Genomic DNA, 20891 nt, shown 5'->3' on the forward strand with positions numbered 1-20891 from the left:
AGTAGATGCTCCCCCCTCTGGGGGAGCTGTCGCGGAGCGACTGAGGGGGCCTAGGCCGCCCCGCTCACCCACGCGTCCAGATCCGCCAGCGCCCGCAGGCTCATCAGCCGCTTCTTGGCGCGGCCGCGTTCCTTCAGTGGGATCTTGACGCCGTTCTCGTCAACCTTGGGCGCCTCCAGCGGCGGCAGCAGGCCGTAGTTGATGTTCATCGGCTGGAAGCTGGCCTTGCCCTCGGGACCGCCCTCCAGGTGGCCGCCGGTCACGTGGTCGACCAGGGCGCCGAGCGCGGTGGTCGGCGGCGGGGCGTCCAGCGTCCGGCCCAGGCGCTCGGCGGCGGCGAAGCGCCCCGCCAGCAGGCCGGTGGCGGCGCTTTCGACATAGCCCTCGACCCCGGTCATCTGGCCGGCGAAGCGCAGGCGCGGGGCCGCCTTCATCCGCAGGCTGCGATCCAGCAGGCGCGGGCTGTTGATGAAGGTGTTCCGGTGCAGGCCGCCCAGCCGGGCGAACTGGGCGTTCTGCAGACCCGGGATCATCCGGAACACCTCGGCCTGGGCGCCGTGCTTCAGCTTGGTCTGGAAGCCCACCATGTTCCACAGCGTGCCCAGGGCGTTGTCCTGGCGCAACTGGACGATGGCGTAGGCCTTGACCGTGGGGTCGCGCGGGTTGGTCAGGCCGACCGGCTTCATGGGACCGTGGCGCAGCGTCTCGCGGCCGCGCTCGGCCATCACCTCGATCGGCAGGCAGCCGTCGAAATAGGGCACGTGCTCCCAGTCCTTGAACTCGGCCTTGGGGCCTTCGAGCAAGGCGTCGATGAAGGCCTCGTACTGGGCCTTGTCCATCGGGCAGTTGATGTAGGCCGCCGCGTCACCGCCGGGGCCTTCCTTGTCGTAGCGCGACTGGCGCCAGGCGATGTCCATGTCGATCGACTCGACGTGGATGATCGGGGCGATAGCGTCGAAAAAGCTGAGCTGGCCTTCGCCGCTGAGCTCGAGGATGGCGTCGGCCAGGGCCGGCGAGGTGAGGGGACCGGTGGCCACCACGACGTTGTCCCAATCGGCCGGCGGCAGGCCGGCGACCTCCTCGCGGACGATGGTGATCAGCGGATGAGCCTCAATGCGGCGGGTGACCTCGGCCGAGAAGCCGTCGCGGTCGACCGCCAGGGCCCCGCCGGCCGGCACCTGGTGCTGGTCGGCGGCCGAGAGGATCAGCGAGTCCAGCCTGCGCATCTCGGCGTGCAGCAGGCCCACGGCGTTGAACTGCCAGTCGTCGGAGCGGAAGGAGTTGGAGCAGACCATCTCGGCCAGGCCGTCGGTCTGGTGGGCGTCGGTGCGGATTTTTACTTGCCCTACCGCTTCGCTGCTTGAGGACGGGTCGGGCAGGTCGCGCCGCATTTCATGCAGGACGACGGGCACGCCGGCCTGGGCGATCTGCCAGGCGGCCTCGGATCCAGCCAGGCCGCCGCCGACGACATGGACGGGGGCGGCGGAAGACGGAGAAGAAGACGAAGAAGAAGGGGAGGTGCTCATGGCCGCCCTCATACCTCCGCTGGCCAGCCGGCGAAACCTGCGTGTAGGTTGGGCCGAGACTCAAGGTTGCGGGGACGGGCATGGCGAGGTTTTCGGCGACGGGCGCGGCGGCGGCCGGGTTCGGGGTGATCGGGCGGGCGCCCCTGGCGGTGCTGGCCTGGGGGCTGGTGATCCTGGTGACGCTGGTCGGGCCGATGGTCGCCTTGATGTGGACGCTGGCGCCGCAGTTCATCGAAATGATCAAGACGATGCCGGCTCCGGCGTCGTCGCCTTCGGCCGCGGACGAGTCCGCGATGATGGCGCGGATGATGCAGCTGCAGGGCAGCATGATGGGCGTGAACGTGATCAGCTGGGTCGGCGGCGCGCTGGTCAAGGGGGTGGTGGCCGGAGCGGTGTTCCGCGCCGTGCTCCAGCCGGACCAGAAGCGCTGGGCCTATCTGCGCCTGGGCATGCCGGAGCTGTGGCTGGGGCTGGTGACCCTGGTCCAGGGCGTGCTGTTCATGATGGCCTATTTCGCCGTGGTGTTCATTGGCCTGATCCTGGGTCTGATCCTGTTCCTGGTCGGTTCGGCGGCGGGAGACGCCGGCAAGCTGGTCGCCGGCCTGCTGATCGCCCTGGTGATCCTGGCCGGGATCGCGGTGCTGGTCTGGGGTCTCCTGCGCCTGTCGATGGCGGGGCCGATGAGCTTCGTCGAGAACAAGTTCCTGCTGTTCGAATCGTGGCGCTTCACCCGCGGCCAAAACGGCCGGCTGCTGGGCATGGCGGCCCTGCTGCTGCTGATCCTGATCGGGCTGGAACTGGTGCTCTACGCGGTGCTCGGCCTGGCGGCCTTCGGGTCCTGGGCGGGGATCAAGGCCACGGTCGAGAGCTTGCAGGGCCAGCCGCCGCAGGCCTGGCTGCACGCGTTCTGGGGGATCGCCGCGATTGGGACCGTCGTGCTGTCGTTTCTGGGCGCCTTCGCCATGGCCCTGGTCTACGCACCGTGGGCCAAGGCCTATCAGGAGCTGGCGGCCTCCGGCGCGGGCAAAGCCTGACACGGCGACGCCTCCGCGCGGCGCCAGAGCCACGGGCGGCGAAATTCAGCGTGACACCCGTTGCGACTCGTCGCCAAGGCGGGGGCGAACCGCTTATGACTCCTTGGATTCGAGGGGTTCGCGCGGGGCGCGGTCGAGCGAGGGTTTCATGGCTGAGGGATCGGCGGCGATCGGGCGGACCGTTCGCGCCGGAATGGCGGGATGGGCGCCGGCTCTGCGGACCTGCTGGGCGGCGCTGGTCGCGGGCGCGGTCCTGGGCCTGCTGCCCCGCGCCCCGGGCGTGGCCTTCCTCGGCCTGCCGCTGGAGCTGGCGGCGACGACCGTCGCCTACGGCGCCCTGTACCGACACGCGTTCGACGGGCCCGCCGGCTTCCAGGGCTTGCGCTGGGGCGCCGTGGAATGGCGGCTGCTGGCGGTCCAGGTCCTGGTCACCGTGATCCTGACCGTCGTCATGGCCGTGCTGTTGGTGCTGGTCGGCGCGGTGGTGGTGGGCGTGGCCAAGAGCAACGCGCCGGGCCTGGACATCACCTCGGTCGACGCCTGGCGGGCCGCGCTCGGCGGTCCGGGGACCCTGGCCGCCAGCCTGCCGCCGTTGCTGTCGATGGCCATCATGGTCTGGCTGTTCCTGAGGCTGTCCCTGGCCCCCGCCGCCACCGTGGATCTGGGCCGCATCCAGGTGCTCAGCGCCTTCGGGCGCTCGCGCGGCGCGGTGCTGGTGCTGGCGGCGGCCGGGGCCGTGCTGGCCGCGCCGGCGATCATCCTGGTGGTGCTGATCGGCTATCTGCGGGCCATCGCCGGTTTCGCGGAGGGCACGCTGGTTCCCGAGCTGGTCAGCGTCGCCCTGGTGTTCTTCTATCTCATCCCCGTCTGGACCGCGGCCCTGGTCGACGTCTATCGCGTGCAGCCCGCCCCGCCTCCTGGAACCCTCCGGACATGACCACCTTCTCGCCCGTCCAAGCCGCGCTCGAGGGCGTTCGCATCACCCAGCGCAAGCCGCTGGTCGTGCTGGCCTGGGCCGCCTGCTACTTCGCCATGCTGATCTTGCTGGGCCTGGTGGTCGCCTTCGCCTTCGGCGGCACGGTGCGGACCGACCTGGCGCTGCTGGCCCGGACCAACGACCTGCGCGAGCTGATCGACATCGTCGCCCGGCGCAAGGGCACGCTGCTGCCGCTGATCGCCTTCGCCGTGGCCCTGCAGTCGGTGATCAGCGTGGCGATCATGCGAGCCGTGGTGCGGCCGCAGGAACGACGGCTGGCCTATCTGCGCGTGGGCCGCGAGGAGGCGCGCCAGTTCGTCGTCGCCCTGGTCGGCTGGATCGTGGCCCTGGTCGTCACCGCCCTGCCCAGCGCCGTGCTGGTGCTGATCGGCGCCGGCCTGATCAGCCTGGGCGCGGTCGAGACCAACCGCTGGGTCGAGGTGCTGGGGGCCATCGCCGTGGCGGGCCTGTCGATCTGGTTCGGCATTCGCCTGTCCCTGCTGTCGATCATCACCTTCGCCGAGGGCAAGCTGTCGCTGCGTCGGACGTGGGCCCTGACCGACCACCATTTCTGGCGGCTGCTGGGCATGTACTTCCTGGCGGTGGTGCTGACCATTCTGGTCAGCGTGGCGCAGACCCTGGTTTCGGGACTGATCCTGACCTTCTCCGGCGGCATCACCAACACGATCATGCTGGCCCTGTCCGGCCTGGCCACCATGCTGCTGGCGCCGTTCTTCTTCACCGTCCAGATGGTGATCCTGACGGCCGCCCCGGCGCGGGCCTATTACGACCTGCACGAAAGCGAGCTGGCGCCGGCGGCGGCCTAGGCCGCCGCGCTGGGGCGGGCCGACGCCCGTTCCCGCCAGCCCTTCAGCCGCTCGGCCTCGTCGGGGACATCCAGGCCGATGAAGCCGGCGAAGTCGATCGTGGTCAGGGCGACGATGTCGGCCATGCCGAACGTGTCGCCGGCGATCCACTGGCGGCCGTCGGCCAGTTCGCGGTCCAGCCAGCCCATGGCCTTGGCCGCGACCGGCCGGTTGGACTCGCCGAACGCGCGGTTCTGGACCAGCAGCGAGGCGGTCAGCGGATGGGCGTGGCGCCAGTACATGGCGACCGGGATCATCAGCTGGAACTCGATGCGACGGACCCACATGTCGGTGCGCGCCTGGCTCAGGGCGCAGGTCCCGAACAGCGGCGGCGTCGGGTGCAGGGCTTCCAGGTAGCGGCAGATGGCGACGCTCTCGCTGATCGTCTGGCCGTCCTCCAGCTCCAGCACCGGAACCTGGCCCAAGCTGTTGCGCGCCTTGTGCTCGGGCGACTTGTGGCCGCCCTGGCGCAGGCCGATGCGAATCTCCGGCAGGTCCAGTCCCTTCTCCGCCGCGAAGATGCGCACCCTACGCGGATTGGGCGCGGGATTGGCCTCGCCATACAGCTTCACGACATCCTCCTGGTACGGCCTGTTCCGGCGCTTCAAACGAACGTTAGAATTGGCCGCGGCGTTTGGACAGCGGAAACAGCTGGCGGGGCTGTCGCCCGGCCGCGAACCTTGTTAGGCGTGGTCGAGATAAAACGGGGCATGGCGATGGATCAGTTTTCGGCCACGGACGCGGCTCTGGCCGGCTTTCGGGCGGCGCGCGAGAAGCCCAGGGCGGTGGCCGTCTGGGCCGGCATCATGGCGATCCTGTCCTTCATCGTCGCGATCTTCGCGGTCTCGACCTTCGGCGACAAGCTGACCGCCCTGACCACGGCCGTGGAAGGCGACCCGGACCCGCAAACCACCCTGGCGGCGATGAGCGGCCTGTGGCCCCTGTTCGTCGGCTCGATGCTCTACGTGCTGGTGACCAATTCGGTGCTGATGGCGGCGGTCAACCGCCTGATTCTGCGGCCGCAGGACGGCGCGGGAGCCTATCTGCGCCTGGGCGGGGACGAACTGCGGCAAGCCGCGGTTCAGGTGCTGCTCTACCTGGTGCTGTTCGGCGCCTATTTCGTTGGCGTGGTCATCGTGGCGCTGCTGGGGACGATCGGCGGCGCGATCGGCGGGGCGGGCCTGGGCGTGCTCCTGGGCCTGCTGTCGGGCGTGGCTCTGCTGGCCGGCCTGGTCTTGCTGTCGGTGCGCCTGTCGTTCGTCAGCACCCTGGCGTTCGACACCCGCCGCATCGATTTGCGCGCCTCGTGGGACATGACCCGCGGCCGGTTCTGGCAGCTGTTCGGAACCTATCTGATCGCCACCGTCCTGGCGGTGGTGGTCTATCTGCTGCTGTTCGTGATGATCGCCGCCGTTGGCGCGATCGCCGGCATGGCCACGGGCGGCGGCCTGGCGGCGGCCGGCGACGCCCTGCATGGCGAGGCCACCACCCTGGCCGAGCTGTTCTCGGTGTCCGGCGTCGTCCGTTCGCTGCTGTCGGGCCTGATGTCGGTGCTGGTCTCGCTGATCGTCTTCGCCCCGGCCCCGACCATCTACGCCCAGCTGAAGGGGCGCGACGTCGGCGAAACGTTCGGCTAGGGCGACAAAACCTTGAGGGGCACGGAGGCGGAGTTTTCCTGGTCGGCCGCCGCGCTGGCGGGTTTCGGCGTCCTGCGCCGCGAGCCGGGCTTGCTGCTGGTCTGGAGCCTGGTCGGACTGGTGTTCGGCCTAGCCGACCAGATGCTCGACGTGCGCGCCGAAGGCCTTCGCGCGGCGGGTTATTTCGGGACCTGGATCGCGCCGATCACCGGCCTGGTCCGAGCCGTTCTCGCCACCGTCGCCATGGCGATCTTCTCGGCCGCGGTCTATCGCGCCGTGTTGCGGCCGCAAGGCGAGGCGCGGAGCCGCATGCGCTTCGGGGCCGACGAAATCCGGCTGACCCTGGTCTGGCTGGCGCAGTGGACGCTGCTGTTGCCGCTGAGCATCCTGGCGGTCATCCCGTCCTTCCTGCTTTCGACCTTGATGCCCAAGCACCAGGCGCTGACCTCCGGGCTCGTTGGGACGATCAGCGCCCTGAGCATCCTGGTCGCCTGGCTGTTCGTGCTGGTGCGTCTGTCCCTGGCCGCGCCGATGGCCTTGGCGGAGGGACGATGGAGCGTTCGCGCCGCCTTGGGCATGAGCCGGGGCCATTTCTGGAAGATCCTCGCGGTCCACCTACCCCTCCTGCTGGGCGCCGCGTTGGCGTTCAGCGCCTCGAACACGCTGTATGGCCTGGTCCTCGGCGTAGCGCGGGCCGACGTCTCGCCTGCCGTTCTGCTACACAACCGTTCGCTGGCGGACGTGTTCTCGCCCGTTCGGTTGGGTTTCACGATCGTCACCGCCGCCCTGGGCGCCGTCGCGGCCGCGGTCCTCTACGCGCCAGCGGCGGCCATCTATCGCGACCTTGGCAGTCACCGATCCGACGACCAAGCCGCCGTGTTCGACTAGGAGCGGTCATGACCCCGGCGAAACTGCCTTGGCGCGCCGCCATTCTGTCAGGGCTCCGGCTTGTCGCCGGCCGACCTGCGGCGGCGCTGTCATGGGCGTTCGTGTTCGCCGTTGGCGGAACGATCATGGCCGGTTTCCAGGTCTGGGCCTGGCAGGCGGTCGATTCGGGGCGCGGCCTGACGATCGTCGCCGTGCGGCTCGGGCTCGCCGGCTTCGCCTTGAACATAGTGATGACCACCGTGACCTGCGCCGCGATCCTTCGTGCGACGATCCATCCCAAGGACCGCCACGCCGCCTGGCCGAGGTTCGGCGGCGTCGAGTTGCGTCTGCTTGGGCTCGTCTTGCCGCTGACCCTGGTGTGGCTGCTGCTCTCCTCGGCAGTCGGCGCCTTGAGCTACCTGCTGCTGGCGACCCATGCAGCCAGCCCGTCCGTCTTGCCTTACACGACCGGATCGACTGCGGTGGTCCTGACGCTGCTGGGCGGGCGTCTGGCCCTGGCCGCGCCGATGACGGTCGCTGATCGACGCCTGCGCCTCGGAAGCGCCCTCACGCTGAGCCATGGCCGCCACGTCGGCTTGGCGGTGATCTTTCTTGCGGCCCTGCTGATCTCCATGGCGATCGAAGGGGCGGGCGCGTGGGCTCGCGACCTGCTGATCGGCGCGATGGGGACCGCCTCGCCGCCGGTGTTGAAGTCGCCCTCCCTGTCAGCGGCCTTGAATGCGGCGTTCGGACCCGCGGCGATGGCGGCCAGGGCGCTGGGCGCGATGGTCCATGCCCTGGCGGTCGCGGTGCTGGTAGCGCCGATCGGCCATGCCTACCGCTGCCTGAAAGGCGATCCCGTCGACCAGGGCGCGGTATTTGATTGAGCCCAAGGCCAAGTCGCTCACCCTGGGCTCGAACGCTTGCCATCCGGCGCGCGCAACGCAAGGATGCGTCTCAGGTTTCGAGGGGGTTTAGATGCAGTTCAAGGTGACGGAAGCCGCGTTCGAGGGCTTCCGGCTGATCCGACGCGAGCCCAGGACGATCGCGATTTGGGCGGTCTTCAGCCTGGCCGCCGGCGTGGCGTTGACAGCGGCGATGATCGCGTCCGGCTTTGGCCGCTTCATGGGCGCGTCGACCCAGGGGACCATGACGACGGAGGCGCTGACGGGCTTCCTCGTCGGTGAGGTGATCGCGATCGGCGGGGCGATCCTGATCGCCTCGATCATGGGCGCGGGCGTCTACCGGGCGATCCTACGGCCGGCGGAGTCGCCGCTGACCCGGCTGCGGCTGGGCGGCGACGAGTTGCGGCTGGTGCTGTTGTCGGTGATCATGGGGGTGGTGTTCACGGTCCTGACCATCGCCCTGGCCATCCCCGTGGGCCTGTTGGGCGTGGCGATCGGCGTCGGCGCCAGCCTGGGGCAAGCCGGGGCCGAGCCCAACGCCGGAGCCATGGTCGGCATCGTCCTGGTGGTGCTGCTCGGTTATATGCTGGTCATCGCCGGCCTGGTGTTCTTCGCGGTCCGGCTCTCGCTGGCCGGCGTCATGACCTTCGCCGAACGCCGCCTGCGAGTGTTCGAGTCCTGGCGGCTGACCAAGGGACGCTTCTGGCGGTTGCTGGGCTGCTACGGCCTGGCCGTGGTGCTGATGCTGCCGATCTACATGGTGATGATGACGCTGTACTTCGCCGTCACCTTCGCCTTTTCCGGGGGCGATGTCGGCCGGGCGATGGGCGAGATCGCCCAGCCCGACATGACCTCGGTGGCGGCCTATTTCAATCCGGCGCGGATCGTCTATCTGGTGTTGGCCGGCGCCATGGGCGGGGTGCTGAACGCGGTGATGTACGCCCCCGCCGCCGCCGTTTATCGGGAAATCGCCGAGACCCGGCCGGAAAACCAGGCCGAGGTGTTCAGCTAGTCCTGGCCGGAGCGAAGCGGTTAGCCGCCTCGCCCCGACGGGCTCAGGCCCGCTTGGCCGCCTTCAGGGCCGCCACGCGTTCCAGCCGCCGCTCCTCGTGGCGAGCCAGCACGTCCTTCAGATAGCGGCCGGTCCAGCTGGCCTCGACCTTGGCCACGTCCTGGGGCGAGCCCACGGCGACGATCTCGCCGCCGCCGTCGCCGCCCTCCGGACCGAAGTCCAGCAGCCAGTCGGCGGTCTTCACGACGTCGAGGTTATGCTCGATGACCACCACGGTGTTGCCCTGGTCGACCAGCTCATGCAGCACTTCCAGCAGCTTCTTGGTGTCCTCGAAGTGCAGGCCGGTGGTCGGCTCGTCGAGGATGTACAGCGTGCGGCCGGTGGCGCGCTTGCTGAGCTCTTTCGACAGCTTCACCCGTTGCGCTTCACCACCGGACAGGGTCGTGGCCTGCTGGCCGACCTTGATGTAGCTGAGGCCCACCCGCTTGAGCGTCTCCATCTTGTCGCGGATCGGCGGCACGGCCTTGAAGAAGTCGGCGGCCTCCTCGACCGTCATGTCCAGCACGTCGGCGATGGTCTTGCCCTTGAACAGGATGTCCAGGGTCTCGCGGTTGTAGCGCTGGCCCTTGCAGACGTCGCAGGTGACGTAGACGTCGGGCAGGAAGTGCATCTCGATCTTGATCAAGCCGTCGCCCTGGCAGGCCTCGCAGCGGCCGCCCTTGACGTTGAAGCTGAAGCGGCCGGGGCCGTAGCCACGAGCCTTGCTCTCCGGCAGCTGGGCGAACCAGTCGCGGATCGGGCCGAAGGCGCCGGTATAGGTGGCCGGGTTCGAGCGCGGGGTGCGGCCGATCGGCGACTGATCGATGTCGATAACCTTGTCGAAGTTCTCCAGCCCCTCGATCCGCTCGTGCGTGGCCGGGGCGTCGCTGGCGTTGTTCAGGCGACGCGCGGCGGCCTTGTACAGGGTCTCGATCGTGAAGGTCGACTTGCCGCCGCCCGACACGCCGGTGATGCAGGTGAAGGTGCCGACGGGGATCTCGCCGGTGACGTCCTTCAGATTGTTGCCCTTGGCGCCGACGACCCTCAGCATCTTCTTCTTGCTGATCGGGCGGCGTTGTTCGGGCACCTCGATCTCGCGCACGCCGGTCAGGTACTGGCCGGTGACGCTTCTGGGGTTGGCCATGATGTCGGCCGGCTTGCCCTCGGCGACGATCTCGCCGCCGTGCACGCCGGCGGCCGGACCCATGTCGATCACATAGTCGGCGGTGAGGATGGCCTCCTCGTCGTGCTCGACGACGAGGACTGAATTGCCCAGGTCGCGCAGGCCCTGCAGCGACTGCAGCAGGCGGGTGTTGTCGCGCTGGTGCAGGCCGATCGACGGCTCGTCCAGCACATAGAGCACGCCGGTCAGGCCCGAGCCGATCTGGCTGGCCAGGCGGATGCGCTGGCTCTCGCCGCCCGACAGGGTGCCCGAGCCGCGCGACAGGTTCAGGTAGTCCAGTCCCACGTCGACCAGGAACCGCAGGCGGTCGTTGATCTCCTTCAGGATCCGCCGGGCGATCTCCATCTGCTTGTCGGAGAGGTGGCCCTCCAGCGCCGTGAACCAGTCGCGGGCCGGACGGATGGCCAGGTTCGAGACGGCGGCGATGTCCTGGCCGTGAATCTTGACCGCCAGGGCCTCGGGCTTCAGGCGCTTGCCGTGGCAGACCTCGCAGGGGGTGTCGGACTGGTAGCGGCCCAGTTCCTCGCGCACCCAGCTGCTGTCGGTCTCGCGCCAGCGGCGCTCCAGGTTCGGCAGCACGCCCTCGAAAGGCTTGGCCACCTCGTACTTGCGGGCGTTGTCGTCATAAGTGAACTTGATCTTCTCGCCCTTGGAGCCCTGCAGCACCACCTGCCGCGCGCTCTCCGGCAGCTTGTGCCAGGGCTCGTCCATCGAGAAGCCGTAGTGGCGGGCCAGGGCCTGCAGGGTCTGGGTGTAGAGCGGCGAAGGCCCCTTGGCCCACGGCGCCACCGCGCCCTTGTGAAGCGACTTATCCTTATCTGGCACCACGAGGTCGGCGTCGAAGGCGAGCTTGGCGCCCAGGCCGTCGCAGGCCGGGCAGGCGCCCGCCGGGTTGTTGAACGAGAACAGGCGCGGCTCGATCTCGGCGATCGTGAAGCCGCTGACCGGGCAGGCGAAGCGTTCGGAGAACAGCAGCCGGCGCGGCTCCTTCTCGCCTTCCTCGACATTGGCCCATTCGGCGACCGCGAGGCCGTCGGCCAGGCGCAGGGCCTGCTCGATCGAGTCGGCCAGCCGCTGCTCCATGCCGGCCTTGGTGACGATGCGGTCCACGACCACGTCGATGTCGTGCTTGAACTTCTTGTCCAGGACCGGGGCGTCCTCGATCGGATAGAACTCGCCGTCGATCTTCAGCCGCTGGAAGCCGGCCTTCTGCCACTCGGCGATCTCCTTGCGGTATTCGCCCTTGCGGTCGCGGACCACGGGGGCCAGCAGGTAGAGGCGCGTGCCTTCGGGCAGGGCGGTGATCTTGTCGACCATCTGGCTGATGGTCTGGCTCTCGATCGGCAGGCCGGTGGCCGGCGAATAGGGCACCCCGACCCGCGCCCACAACAGGCGCATGTAGTCGTGGATCTCGGTGACCGTGCCCACCGTCGAGCGCGGGTTGCGCGAGGTGGTCTTCTGCTCGATCGAGATGGCCGGCGACAGGCCCTCGATCAGGTCCACGTCCGGCTTGCTCATCAGTTCCAGGAACTGGCGTGCGTAAGCCGAGAGGCTCTCGACATAGCGGCGCTGGCCCTCGGCGTAGATGGTGTCGAACGCCAGCGAACTCTTGCCCGAGCCGGAGAGGCCGGTCAGCACGACGAGCTCGCCCCGCGGGATGTCGACGCTGACGTCCTTGAGATTGTGCTCCCGCGCGCCGCGCACGCGGATGAAGTTCAGTTGTTCAGCCATGTTTTCCGGAACGCGTGAGGCCGTGAGGGGAGCCACGGCGAGACGGCTATATGTAGGGCCCGGAACGCCGATTAACACAAGAACAAGGTGCGAACAAATGTCGCGATGGCGGCACGTGGCGGCAGACTGCTGACATCAGATGTCAGCAGGGGTTCAGCGACGCCTCAGAGCCGCGCCGCCGCCAGGATCGGGCCGCCGTTCCTGGCCTGGACCAGCACCGCCGTGCGAAGGACGGGGTCGGCGGGCGGCTTGGCGGCGAAGCCGACCGGAGCGCCGGTCCAGCCGCCCAGGCGGGTCAGCTCCACGACCACGTCGCGGTGGGGCAGGGTCTTGCCGTTGTTCTCCCCGCGCTGGATGGCCACCTGCCGCACGCGGGGATCGTAGCGCACCAGCCAAACGTCGGCGCCGGCCTTGGGCGCCTGGCCCGCCCCGATCTCGACCCGGCCACGCGACAGGGCCACGGTGGCGTCCATCGTCGGGCGGGCCCGGCGAAGGGCCAGGTCCAGGTCGCGGGCGTTCGTGCCGATCAGGTCCTCGCGACCTTCGATCACCATCTGCGGCGTGCCCAGCTGGGCGCCCAAACCGCGTGCGTAGGCCTTTTGTCGGTCGGTGTAGGCCGGCTTGGCGAAGGTGTCCTTCCAACCGAGTTGGTCCCAGTAGGTGACGCCGAAACTCAGGGCCAGCACGTCCGGCCGGTCGACGATGGCGTTGAGGTTGGCGTTGGCCGGCGGGCAGGACGAGCAGCCCTGGCTCTGGAACAGTTCCAGCACCACCGGCCGCTGGGCCGTGCCGCCCGCGCCGGACATCGACCAGGCGCCCACGGCGGCCGCCAGGGCCGCGCCGGCCGCCAGGCTGGCCCAGGCCGTCCTGCGCATCATTGTCCGGGTCATTGGCCGCGTTCCTCGTTGATCTCGAGGGTTCAGTTCGCGTCGGGGCGGCCGAAGGTTACGGCGTTCACGAACAATAAACCGCCTTTGGAAGGGCGACCTTCAGCACCCATGGCGTCTATGTCCGGACGGATCGCGCGTCGGGCGCGCCGAAGGGGGACGACGGGCGTGGCCAAGACGGCGGCGAAAAACGATGCGAAGGCGCCGGCCAAGAGCAAGTCCGGCAAGGCCGCCAAGGCCGCTCGCCAGCGCTCAGAGATCGACGACGTCATCACCCTGGCCGTCTGCGTCGCCTGCACGATCTGGGCCTTCAAGATCATCGTCGACCTGGGCGTCCTGAGCTTCTGACGGTTGGTCAAAGCCGCGCGTCACCGCAAGGTTTGGCGCGCGACGATCAATCCGCCCTGGGGAAGGACCGTCGTGCGGCGGGGATGTTTTCAAGGCGGCAACGGCCATTTCGGCGTGTTCGAACCGTAGGGTGTTCGCGAAGCTACGACGCGCCGCCCAGCGCCGCGTCCAGCGCCGCCGCCAGCCGCTGGGCCGCGATCGGCTTGGCCACGAAACCGTCCATGCCGGCGGCCAGGTAACGGTCGGTCTCGTGGGCCAGCACGCTGGCGGTGACGGCCAGGATCGGGGTGCGGGCTCGGCCTTCGGCGCTCTCGCGCGCGCGGATGACCCGGCCGGCTTCCAGCCCGTCCATGCCGGGCATGTGGATGTCCATCAGGATGGCGTCCCAGGACCCGGTCTCCCACAGGGCCACCGCCTCGTGCCCGTCGCAGGCGACGTCGCAGGCGACGCCCAGGTGGCCCAGCATGGCCTGGAGGACGGTGCGGTTGACCGCGTTGTCGTCGACGACCAGCATCTTCAGCGCGCCGTCCAGGGCAGGGGCGGCGCCAGCCGCCTCGACGGAAGGCGGCTGAACGAGAGAGCCCAACGCCGGGCAGGGGACCGCGAAGGTGAAGCGCGCACCGCCGCCCGCCGGACTCTCGAAGCCGATCTCGCCGCCCATCAGGGTCACCAGCTCGCGGCAGATGGCCAAGCCCAGGCCGCTGCCGCCCGAGCGGCGGGTGCTCGAGCCGTCGACCTGGACGAACTTGTCGAAGATCTGGGCGCGGCGTGTTTCGGGCACGCCCATCCCGGTGTCGGTGACGGCGCAGGTCAGGGTGGCGGCGTCCCCGCCGAGCAGCACGACCACGCCGCCCGCATCGGTGAACTTGATGGCGTTGGAGATCAGGTTGCTCATCACCTGGCGCAGCCGCGCGGCGTCGCCATCGCGCCAGCCGCCGGCCCGGGGCGCGATCTCCAGGGTGAAGTCCAGGCCCTTGTCGCGGGCCAGGCCGCCATAGAGCTGGCGCAGGGTGTCGGCCAGGGCGTCCAGGTCGAAGGGGGCGCGGACGACCTCCATCTTGCCCGCCTCGATCCGCGAGATGTCGAGCACGGCGTTGATCACCGCCAGCAGGGCGGCGCCGGACTGACCGATCAGGGCCAGGCGGGCGCGCTGCCGGGCCGACAGGGTGTCGCGCTCCATGGCCTGGGCCATGCCCAGCACGCCATTCAGGGGCGTGCGGATCTCGTGGCTCATGGTTTCGAGGAACTCGGTCTTCGCGCGGCTGGCGGTCTCGGCGGCGACGGCCAGATCCTGGGCCTCGGTGCGCAGGCGGCGGTTCTCCTCCAGCTCGGCCTCGAGCTTGCGGTTGAGAGCGTCCGACGCCAGGCGGGCCCGCAGTTCCCGCATCATCGCGCCCCGCATCAGGGCGGACATGCCCAGGGCGGCGAAGGCGCCGGCCACGCCGATGAAGCCGTACTGGCCGACCAGGTCGCCGGGCGCGTTGCGGGCCATCGCCAGCAGGCCGATGATCGCCGCGCCTACGCTGGCCAGGGCCACGCGCCAGGTCGGGGCCGAGGTGGCGAAGGCCAGAGCCATCAGCACGAAATAGACCAGCTTGGCAGGCTCGAAATGCAGGATCTGGTAGGCGACGACATTGGCCATGAACAGGGCGTTCATCGCCAGGGCGGCCGTTTCCAGGCCCGGCATTTCGGGCGGCCGAGCCTTCAGCCGACGCCAGAGCCAGAAGCCGGTCGCGGCGGTCGCCAGCGCCAGGCTCTCCAGCACCAGCAGGGCTACGCCCCGCTCGTAGAAGGGATGAGAAACGCTGATCAGGCTATAGTAGGTGGCGGCCGCCAGCAGATAGCCGCGCAGGATCGGCACGCACGGGCCGACGATCTCCCGAGTCGGAATCGGTTCCGGCTTGCCAATCGCCTGCTTCATGAGCCCCCGCCCGTGGTTTCCACCGCTGACCTTGATGGACGCTAGGCGATCCAGGTTAAGTCGCCATTGAGAACGCTACCGTTCCTGGACCAAGCTCGAGCCGAAGAAACCTAGGCGGCGCGATCAATCCGCGCGGCGTAGCAGCCGGGCTTGGCGTAGTGGGCGTGCAGATAGGCCACGCCCGGATCGGCCAGCATCCGCTCGATCACCGGCTCGGCCGCCGAGCCCTCGACGACGTCGGCGTCGCGCAGCATGCCGGATGCGTCGAAGCCGCGCAGCGACAGCAGCCGGCGGCGCAGGGCGGGCGGAAGGACGTCGGTGGTCGAGGCCGGCGCCTGCGCGGCCTCGCGCACATAGATGGCGTAGAGGGAGCGGAACGGGGTGTCGGCGGCCTGGTGCTCGTGGTTCAGCAGGATCAGGCTCTCGCCTGGCGCGGCGTCGTCCAGGGTGACACGGCAGGGGAAGGCGAACGGCGCGTCGGCGACCACGCGCAGCATGCCGCGCTCGGCCAGGGCCGCGTCGTCGAGGGCGAACAGCGGCGCGAACGGCTCGATCGGCAGGCTGGAAACGGTGAAGGACATGGGGCTCTCCTGGTCTGGAGCCTGTTGTGACCCCTTCTCGGGGAGGCCGACACCCGATCCTTGCGCCGATCCTTGCGGTTGCATCGAACTTGCCGAACATCGGTCGATCGCCTAGAAGGTCCGTGCTCGAAATCCCGGGCCGACCGATGGAGGCTGCCATGGACATTGCGATGGACGACCGTTTCGCCCTTTCCGCAGACCTGACCATGGTTGCCCATGCCCGCCTTCATCACCCTGGATTCCGTTCGCGCCGACACGCCTGACGGCCGCGTTCTCTTCGACAATCTGAACCTCGCGATCGGGGCCGAGCGCATCGGCCTGGTCGGCCGCAACGGCGTGGGCAAGTCCACGCTGCTGTCGCTGATCGCCGGGACCTCCGCCCCCGTTTCGGGCACGGTCAGCCGCGCCGGCGTGATCGGGGTCCTGCCCCAGCTGCACGCCCCGCCGCCGGGCGCGCGCCTGGCCGACCTGCTGGGCGTCGGCCCCGCCTGGGACCGGCTGTGCCGCATCGAGGCGGAGGAGGGGACCCCGGAAACCCTCGAAGAGGATCTCATTGAGGCCGACTGGACCCTGCCGGGCCGCGTCGCCGCCGCCCTGGGCGAGGTCGGGCTGTCGCGCCGGGACGCGTCCGCTCCCGCGGCCAGCCTTAGCGGCGGCCAGATGACCCGCGCGGCCCTGGCCGGCCTGCTGATCGCGGCCCCCGACGTGATCCTGCTGGACGAACCGACCAACAACCTCGACGCGGCCGGCCGCAGCCTGCTGGCCGACGTGTTGCGGCGCTGGAAGGGCGGAGCGGTGGTGGTCAGTCACGACCGCGCCCTGCTGCGCGGCGTGGACCGCATCGTCGAGCTGTCCAGCCTTGGCGCGACCAGCTATGGCGGCGGCTATGACCTCTATGCCGAGCGCAAGGCCCAGGCCGTGGCCGCCGCCGAGCACGACCTGGAGGCGGCCGAACGCCAGGTGCGCCAGGCGGCGCGCGAGGCCCAGATCGGCCGAGAGCGCAAGGCGCGCCGCGACGCCGCCGGCCGCCGGTTCGCGGCCAAGGGCAGCGAGCCGAAGATCCTGCTGGGCGCCCAGGCCGAGCGGGCTGAGAACAGCGGCGCGCGCGAAGGGCGGCTGGCCGACCGCGCCGCCCAGGACGCCGTCCAGGCCCGCGAAGCCGCCGACGCCCGGGTCGAGCGCCTGCGCCGCCTGGCCTTCGATCTGCCGTCCTGCGGTCTGCCCGCCGGGCGGGTCGTGCTGGACTTCGACGCCGTCGGCTTCTCCTATCCGGGCGGGCCGCCGGTGCTGGCGGATCTGAGCTTCCGCCTGGCGGGACCCGAGCGCATGGCGCTGGTCGGCGGCAACGGCGCGGGCAAGTCGACCCTGATCCGCCTGGCGGCCGGCGGCCTGGAGCCCACGACGGGGACGGTGACGCGCGGCGTCCGGGCGGCCCTGCTGGATCAGCGAGCGGCGGTGCTGGACGAGACCCGGACCATCCTGGAGAACTTCCGCCGCCTGAACCCGGCCGTCGGGGCCAACGAGGCCCACGCCGCCCTGGCCCGGTTCCTGTTCCGCAACGTCGCGGCCCACCAGGCGGTGGGCGCCCTCAGCGGCGGCGAGCGCCTGCGCGCGGCCCTGGCCTGCGTGCTGATGGCCGCTGATCCGCCGCAACTGCTGATCCTGGACGAGCCGACCAACCACCTGGACCTCGACTCCGTCGAGGCGGTGGAGGACGCCCTGGCCGACTATGACGGCGCCCTGCTGATCGCCAGCCATGACGAGGACTTCCTCGACGCGGTGGGCGTGGAACGGCGGATCACGCTGCGGCCCGGATGACGTACGCGCTCTGACTTATTGCTAATCACTCTCAACAGCAGCTATACGGCGCCTCAGTTGGAACTGTCGGGCGTCGATCATCATGCGGACCATCTCAGCCAAGGGCCTTCGCGCCGCCGCCCTGGCGGGCCTCAGTCTGCTGGCCCTGGCCGCCGCGACCGCCGTCCATGCCGAGGACAAGGCAGAGGCGACGGACGTGGACCAACTGGTGGTCACCGCCGCCCGCACCATCCTGCCGGCCAGCGCCCTGCCGCTCACCGTCGACGTCATCGATTCCGAGGCCCTGACGCAGCAGGTCGGCGTCAGCGGCTCGATCGTCGACGCCGTCTCGACCCTGTCGCCGTCGTTCTCGCCCACCCGCCAGAAGCTGTCGGGAGCCGGCGAGACCCTGCGCGGCCGCTCGCCGCTGTACGCCATCAACGGCATCCCGCAGTCGACCCCGATCCGCGACGGTTCGCGCGACGGCTATACGATCGATCCGTTCTTCATCGACCGCGTCGAAGTGATCTACGGCTCCAACGCCTTGCAAGGCATCGGCGCCACCGGCGGCGTGGTCAACCAGGTCACGGTCGGCCCGCCCCGCGCGGACGGCGTCAGCGGCAAGGTCCTGACCCAGGTCACGGCCGGCCACGACCTGGGCGACAGCGTCGGCGGCAAGGTCGCCGGCCTGGTCGCCTGGCGCGGCGGTGCGTTGGACGCCACGGCCGGCGTCGCCTACCACGCGCGCGGCGCCTATTACGACGCCGACGGCCGGCGTCTGGGCATGGACAACACCCAGGGCGACGTCCAGGATTCCAAGGCCCTGTCGTTCTTCACCCGCCTGGGCTGGCAGTTGGGCGACAACACCCGTCTGGACGTGGTGGCCAACCGTTTCGAGCTGAAGGGCGACGGCGACTACGTCACCACCACCATCTCGGCCCGCAACCCCGTCCCGGCGACCAACGGCAACCGTGTCGCCCACCTGCCGACCACCAGCTTTCGCAGCGTCCAGCCGGGCGAACCGGCGGCCAATCGGGTCGAGACCGTCTCGGCCTCGCTGACCAACACCGACCTCCTGGGCGGCAACCTGATCGCCCAGCTGTTCTTCAACCGCTCGCGCGACACCTTCGGCGGCGACGTCAACGACACCTTCCAGGACGTGGCCATCGCGCCCAAGGGCACGCTGTTCGACCAGTCGTCGAACCGCTCGCGCAAGCTGGGCGCGCGGGTCAGCTACGAGCGGGCGGTTCCAGGGATCGAGGGCCTGACCGGCACGGTGGGCGTGGACGCCATCAATGACCGCACCGAACAGGTGCTGATCGAGACCGGCCGCGCCTGGGTGCCGCCGACCAAGTTCCAGAGCGTCGCGCCGTTCGTGCAGGGCAACCTTTCGCTGCTGGACGACAAGGTGCACCTGGCCGGCGGCGTGCGCTTCGAGAACGTCGAGCTGAAGGTCGACGACTTCACCACCCTGGCCTTCTACGGTTCGCGCAAGGTGGCGGGCGGCAATCCCGACTTCAAGGCGACCCTGGTCAACGGCGGCATCGTGGTCGAGCCGGTCCATGGACTGCGCTTCTATGGCAGCTACGCCGAGGGCTACACAGTGCCGGACGTCGGCCGGATCCTGCGCGGCATCAATATCGACGGCGTCGACGTCGACTCCTACCTGAACATCGAGCCGATCGTGTCGAACAACCGCGAGCTCGGCGCTGAGCTGAAGCGCGGGCCGTTCGACGCCAGCCTCAGCTACTTCTGGTCGACCTCGAAGCTGGGCCAGCTGCTGGTCAAGAACAGCGGCGGCATCTTTGACGTCCAGCGCCAGCGGGTCGAGATCGAGGGGCTGGAGGCCAACGTCAAGGCCCGCACGCCGGTGCCGGGCCTGGTCGTCTCGGCCGGCTACGCCCACCTGAAGGGCCGGACCGACACGAACAAGGACAACCAAGTCGACACCGACCTGGACGGCGCCAACATCTCGCCCGACCGCCTGAACCTGGCCGCCGACTACCAGGGCGAGACGTGGGGCCTGCGCGTCCAGATCCAGTCCTACATCAGGCGCGACATGCAGGACGCCCTGGTGAAGGACAACTTCACCGGCTACACCCTGGCCGACGCCTTCGTCCGCTACAAGCTGCCGATGGGCGCGCTGTCGCTGGGCGTTCAGAACCTCTTCAACAGCCAGTACATCTCCTACAATTCCGACACCACGGCGCCGGCGGTGGACCGCTACTTCGCCGGGCGCGGCCGGACGGCGACGCTGGGCTGGGAAGCGCGCTTCTGATGAAGATCGTCCGGCTCATCCATCGGTGGACCGGCGGGCTGATCGGCCTGCTGCTGGCTCTGATGGGCCTGTCCGGCGCGCTGCTGGTGCACGAGGACGCCTTCCTGCGCGCCACCGTGCCGCACGCCGCCGACGCCCAGCGCCAGGACGCCGCCACCCTGGGCGCGGCCGTGACGCGGGTCTTCGCGGCCAAGGACCACCCGCGGTCGATCGTGCTGGCCAGCCAGCGCCTGGGCCTGCACAAGCTGGCGTACAAGAACGAGCACGGGGCCTATGCCGACCAGGACGGCGCGATCGTCCAGAGCTGGACCTCGAACTGGGCCCGGCCGGAGGTCTGGCTGTTCGACTTCCACCATCACCTGTTCAACGGCGACGCGGGCGAGATCGTCGGCGGGATCGCCGGCCTGGCCGGGCTGGGCTTCGTGGGCACGGGCCTGTGGCTGTGGTGGCCGACCCGGCGGATGTTCCATCTCCGGCCCTGGCCGCGGATGATGAAGCGGGCGGCCATCGTCCATCACCATCGCGACCTGGGCGCGCTGGTGGCGCCGCTGTTGATCCTGTCCCTGACCACCGGGGCGGCGATGAACCTGAAGTGGTTCTCCGACGCGATCCGGGCGCCGTTCTCATCGGCGGCGACGATGAAGGCCGCCTCGGCCCCGCCGAAGATCAAGGGCGGCAAGCTGGCCAAGGACCTGGACTGGACCGCGGTGATCGCCCAGGCCCAGGCCCGCTATCCCGGCGCCGAGGTCCGCACGATTGGCCTGCCGGCCAAGCCGGGCGGGCTGATTTCTGTGCGCCTGCGCCAGCAGGCCGAGTGGCTGCCCAACGGCCGCACCATGGCCTGGTTCGACCCGGCCACCGGCAAGATGGTCGCCGACCGCGACGCCCAAGCCTTGCCCCTGGGGTCGCGGATCGCCAACCTCGACTATCCCCTTCACGCAGCCAAGGTCGGCGGCCTGCCGTACCGGCTGGTGATGACCGTGTCGGGCCTCACCCTGACCCTGCTGGGCACGCTGGCGGTGGTGACGTTCTGGGGCAACCCGACGGGGAGCCTGAAGCGGCGGAAGCGAGCGAAGGCAAAGGGGGCCTGAATCCTTCTCCCCTTGCGGGAGAAGGTGTCGACGAAGTCGACGGATGAGGGGTCTCTCAAATGGAAAACGCCGCGACCGGCCTCTCGGCTTGTCGCGGCGTTTGCGTTCTTCGACCCCTTGTCTGTTGGAGAAGCGGTAAGCTGCTGGTGTCTTCCGGGACGTCCGCCTGGTGTTCTCAGCACCAGGCGGACCGCCGGCGGAGGGACCGATAA

The 20891-nt window shown here is 69.6% G+C and carries 17 protein-coding genes; 11 read left to right on the plus strand and 6 right to left on the minus strand.

From position 1 onward, the window contains the following. Positions 1-50: 50 nt before the first annotated feature. Positions 51-1526, minus strand: a complete 1476-nt coding sequence (gene trmFO, locus ASD47_RS17820; protein ID WP_056759402.1) for a methylenetetrahydrofolate--tRNA-(uracil(54)-C(5))-methyltransferase (FADH(2)-oxidizing) TrmFO — start codon at positions 1524-1526, stop codon at positions 51-53. A gap of 80 nt (positions 1527-1606) precedes the next feature. On the opposite strand from trmFO, the gene ASD47_RS17825 reads away from it, so the two are divergent. The 3 genes from ASD47_RS17825 to ASD47_RS17835 all read left to right on the plus strand — a co-directional run bounded on the left by ASD47_RS17825 (position 1607) and on the right by ASD47_RS17835 (position 4363). Further along, positions 1607-2560: a hypothetical protein gene (locus tag ASD47_RS17825; protein ID WP_056759404.1), complete on the plus strand. Its 954-nt coding sequence runs from the start codon at positions 1607-1609 to the stop codon at positions 2558-2560. A gap of 148 nt (positions 2561-2708) precedes the next feature. Then, positions 2709-3497, plus strand: a complete 789-nt coding sequence (locus ASD47_RS17830; RefSeq protein ID WP_056759407.1) for a hypothetical protein — start codon at positions 2709-2711, stop codon at positions 3495-3497. After that, positions 3494-4363, plus strand: coding sequence for a hypothetical protein (locus ASD47_RS17835; RefSeq protein ID WP_056759409.1), 870 nt, complete (start codon positions 3494-3496; stop codon positions 4361-4363). The genes ASD47_RS17830 and ASD47_RS17835 overlap by 4 nt, the downstream gene beginning before the upstream one ends. Here the strand turns inward: ASD47_RS17835 and ASD47_RS17840 are convergent. Then, positions 4360-4974 carry a glutathione S-transferase family protein gene (locus ASD47_RS17840; RefSeq protein WP_056759411.1) on the minus strand — a complete coding sequence of 205 codons (615 nt, stop codon included), beginning with the start codon at positions 4972-4974 and terminating at the stop codon, positions 4360-4362. The two genes, ASD47_RS17835 and ASD47_RS17840, sit on opposite strands and share 4 nt — an antisense overlap. Positions 4975-5118: 144 nt before the next feature. Here ASD47_RS17840 and ASD47_RS17845 point away from each other — a divergent pair, with 144 nt between their 5' ends. From ASD47_RS17845 to ASD47_RS17860, 4 genes are all read left to right on the plus strand, one after another. Next, a complete protein-coding gene (locus ASD47_RS17845) occupies positions 5119-6039 on the plus strand; it encodes a hypothetical protein (protein WP_056759436.1) in 921 nt (306 codons plus the stop codon). 12 nt (positions 6040-6051) lie between these two features. After that, on the plus strand, positions 6052-6927 hold the full coding sequence (locus tag ASD47_RS17850) for a hypothetical protein (protein ID WP_056759413.1): 876 nt from the start codon (positions 6052-6054) through the stop codon (positions 6925-6927). Between the two features lie 8 nt (positions 6928-6935). After that, positions 6936-7793, plus strand: a complete 858-nt coding sequence (locus ASD47_RS17855) for a hypothetical protein (RefSeq protein ID WP_056759415.1) — start codon at positions 6936-6938, stop codon at positions 7791-7793. 91 nt (positions 7794-7884) lie between these two features. Next, positions 7885-8823: a hypothetical protein gene (locus ASD47_RS17860; protein ID WP_056759417.1), complete on the plus strand. Its 939-nt coding sequence runs from the start codon at positions 7885-7887 to the stop codon at positions 8821-8823. A 43-nt stretch (positions 8824-8866) separates the two neighbouring features. Here the strand turns inward: ASD47_RS17860 and uvrA are convergent, their stop codons facing one another. Next, positions 8867-11776 (minus strand): excinuclease ABC subunit UvrA, encoded by a 2910-nt coding sequence (uvrA, locus tag ASD47_RS17865; RefSeq protein ID WP_056759419.1) that lies wholly within the window; start codon positions 11774-11776, stop codon positions 8867-8869. A gap of 164 nt (positions 11777-11940) precedes the next feature. Beyond that, positions 11941-12666 (minus strand): thioredoxin family protein, encoded by a 726-nt coding sequence (locus ASD47_RS17870; protein ID WP_056759421.1) that lies wholly within the window; start codon positions 12664-12666, stop codon positions 11941-11943. Between the two features lie 165 nt (positions 12667-12831). Between ASD47_RS17870 and ASD47_RS17875 the strand changes: the two genes are divergently transcribed. After that, positions 12832-13011, plus strand: coding sequence for a hypothetical protein (locus ASD47_RS17875; RefSeq protein ID WP_056759424.1), 180 nt, complete (start codon positions 12832-12834; stop codon positions 13009-13011). A 142-nt stretch (positions 13012-13153) separates the two neighbouring features. Here ASD47_RS17875 and ASD47_RS17880 read toward each other — a convergent pair whose 3' ends face one another. Beyond that, a complete protein-coding gene (locus ASD47_RS17880) occupies positions 13154-14932 on the minus strand; it encodes an ATP-binding protein (protein ID WP_056759426.1) in 1779 nt (592 codons plus the stop codon). A 110-nt stretch (positions 14933-15042) separates the two neighbouring features. After that, a complete protein-coding gene (locus ASD47_RS17885) occupies positions 15043-15513 on the minus strand; it encodes a DUF1203 domain-containing protein (protein ID WP_056759429.1) in 471 nt (156 codons plus the stop codon). Between the two features lie 216 nt (positions 15514-15729). Here ASD47_RS17885 and ASD47_RS17890 point away from each other — a divergent pair, with 216 nt between their 5' ends. From ASD47_RS17890 to ASD47_RS17900, 3 genes are all read left to right on the plus strand, one after another. Continuing rightward, positions 15730-17331, plus strand: a complete 1602-nt coding sequence (locus ASD47_RS17890) for an ABC-F family ATP-binding cassette domain-containing protein (RefSeq protein ID WP_056759431.1) — start codon at positions 15730-15732, stop codon at positions 17329-17331. Positions 17332-17413: 82 nt separating this feature from the next. Continuing rightward, a complete protein-coding gene (locus tag ASD47_RS17895; protein WP_056759432.1) occupies positions 17414-19588 on the plus strand; it encodes a TonB-dependent receptor in 2175 nt (724 codons plus the stop codon). Continuing rightward, positions 19588-20679 carry a PepSY domain-containing protein gene (locus ASD47_RS17900; protein ID WP_082564673.1) on the plus strand — a complete coding sequence of 364 codons (1092 nt, stop codon included), beginning with the start codon at positions 19588-19590 and terminating at the stop codon, positions 20677-20679. The genes ASD47_RS17895 and ASD47_RS17900 overlap by 1 nt, the downstream gene beginning before the upstream one ends. Positions 20680-20891: the final 212 nt, after the last annotated feature.

This window comes from Caulobacter sp. Root1472 (assembly GCF_001426985.1).
Classification (GTDB): Bacteria; Pseudomonadota; Alphaproteobacteria; order Caulobacterales; family Caulobacteraceae; genus Caulobacter; species Caulobacter rhizosphaerae.

What these genes read in the sequence shown, in the direction of transcription:
- trmFO (WP_056759402.1), bottom strand. Translation starts at nt 1,526, where the DNA reads ATGAGCACCTCCCCTTCTTCTTCGTCTTCTTCTCCGTCTTCCGCCGCC.
- ASD47_RS17825 (WP_056759404.1), top strand. Translation starts at nt 1,607, where the DNA reads ATGGCGAGGTTTTCGGCGACGGGCGCGGCGGCGGCCGGGTTCGGGGTG.
- ASD47_RS17830 (WP_056759407.1), top strand. Translation starts at nt 2,709, where the DNA reads ATGGCTGAGGGATCGGCGGCGATCGGGCGGACCGTTCGCGCCGGAATG.
- ASD47_RS17835 (WP_056759409.1), top strand. Translation starts at nt 3,494, where the DNA reads ATGACCACCTTCTCGCCCGTCCAAGCCGCGCTCGAGGGCGTTCGCATC.
- ASD47_RS17845 (WP_056759436.1), top strand. Translation starts at nt 5,119, where the DNA reads ATGGATCAGTTTTCGGCCACGGACGCGGCTCTGGCCGGCTTTCGGGCG.
- ASD47_RS17855 (WP_056759415.1), top strand. Translation starts at nt 6,936, where the DNA reads ATGACCCCGGCGAAACTGCCTTGGCGCGCCGCCATTCTGTCAGGGCTC.
- ASD47_RS17860 (WP_056759417.1), top strand. Translation starts at nt 7,885, where the DNA reads ATGCAGTTCAAGGTGACGGAAGCCGCGTTCGAGGGCTTCCGGCTGATC.
- uvrA (WP_056759419.1), bottom strand. Translation starts at nt 11,776, where the DNA reads ATGGCTGAACAACTGAACTTCATCCGCGTGCGCGGCGCGCGGGAGCAC.
- ASD47_RS17870 (WP_056759421.1), bottom strand. Translation starts at nt 12,666, where the DNA reads ATGACCCGGACAATGATGCGCAGGACGGCCTGGGCCAGCCTGGCGGCC.
- ASD47_RS17880 (WP_056759426.1), bottom strand. Translation starts at nt 14,932, where the DNA reads ATGAAGCAGGCGATTGGCAAGCCGGAACCGATTCCGACTCGGGAGATC.
- ASD47_RS17885 (WP_056759429.1), bottom strand. Translation starts at nt 15,513, where the DNA reads ATGTCCTTCACCGTTTCCAGCCTGCCGATCGAGCCGTTCGCGCCGCTG.
- ASD47_RS17890 (WP_056759431.1), top strand. Translation starts at nt 15,730, where the DNA reads ATGCCCGCCTTCATCACCCTGGATTCCGTTCGCGCCGACACGCCTGAC.
- ASD47_RS17895 (WP_056759432.1), top strand. Translation starts at nt 17,414, where the DNA reads ATGCGGACCATCTCAGCCAAGGGCCTTCGCGCCGCCGCCCTGGCGGGC.
- ASD47_RS17900 (WP_082564673.1), top strand. Translation starts at nt 19,588, where the DNA reads ATGAAGATCGTCCGGCTCATCCATCGGTGGACCGGCGGGCTGATCGGC.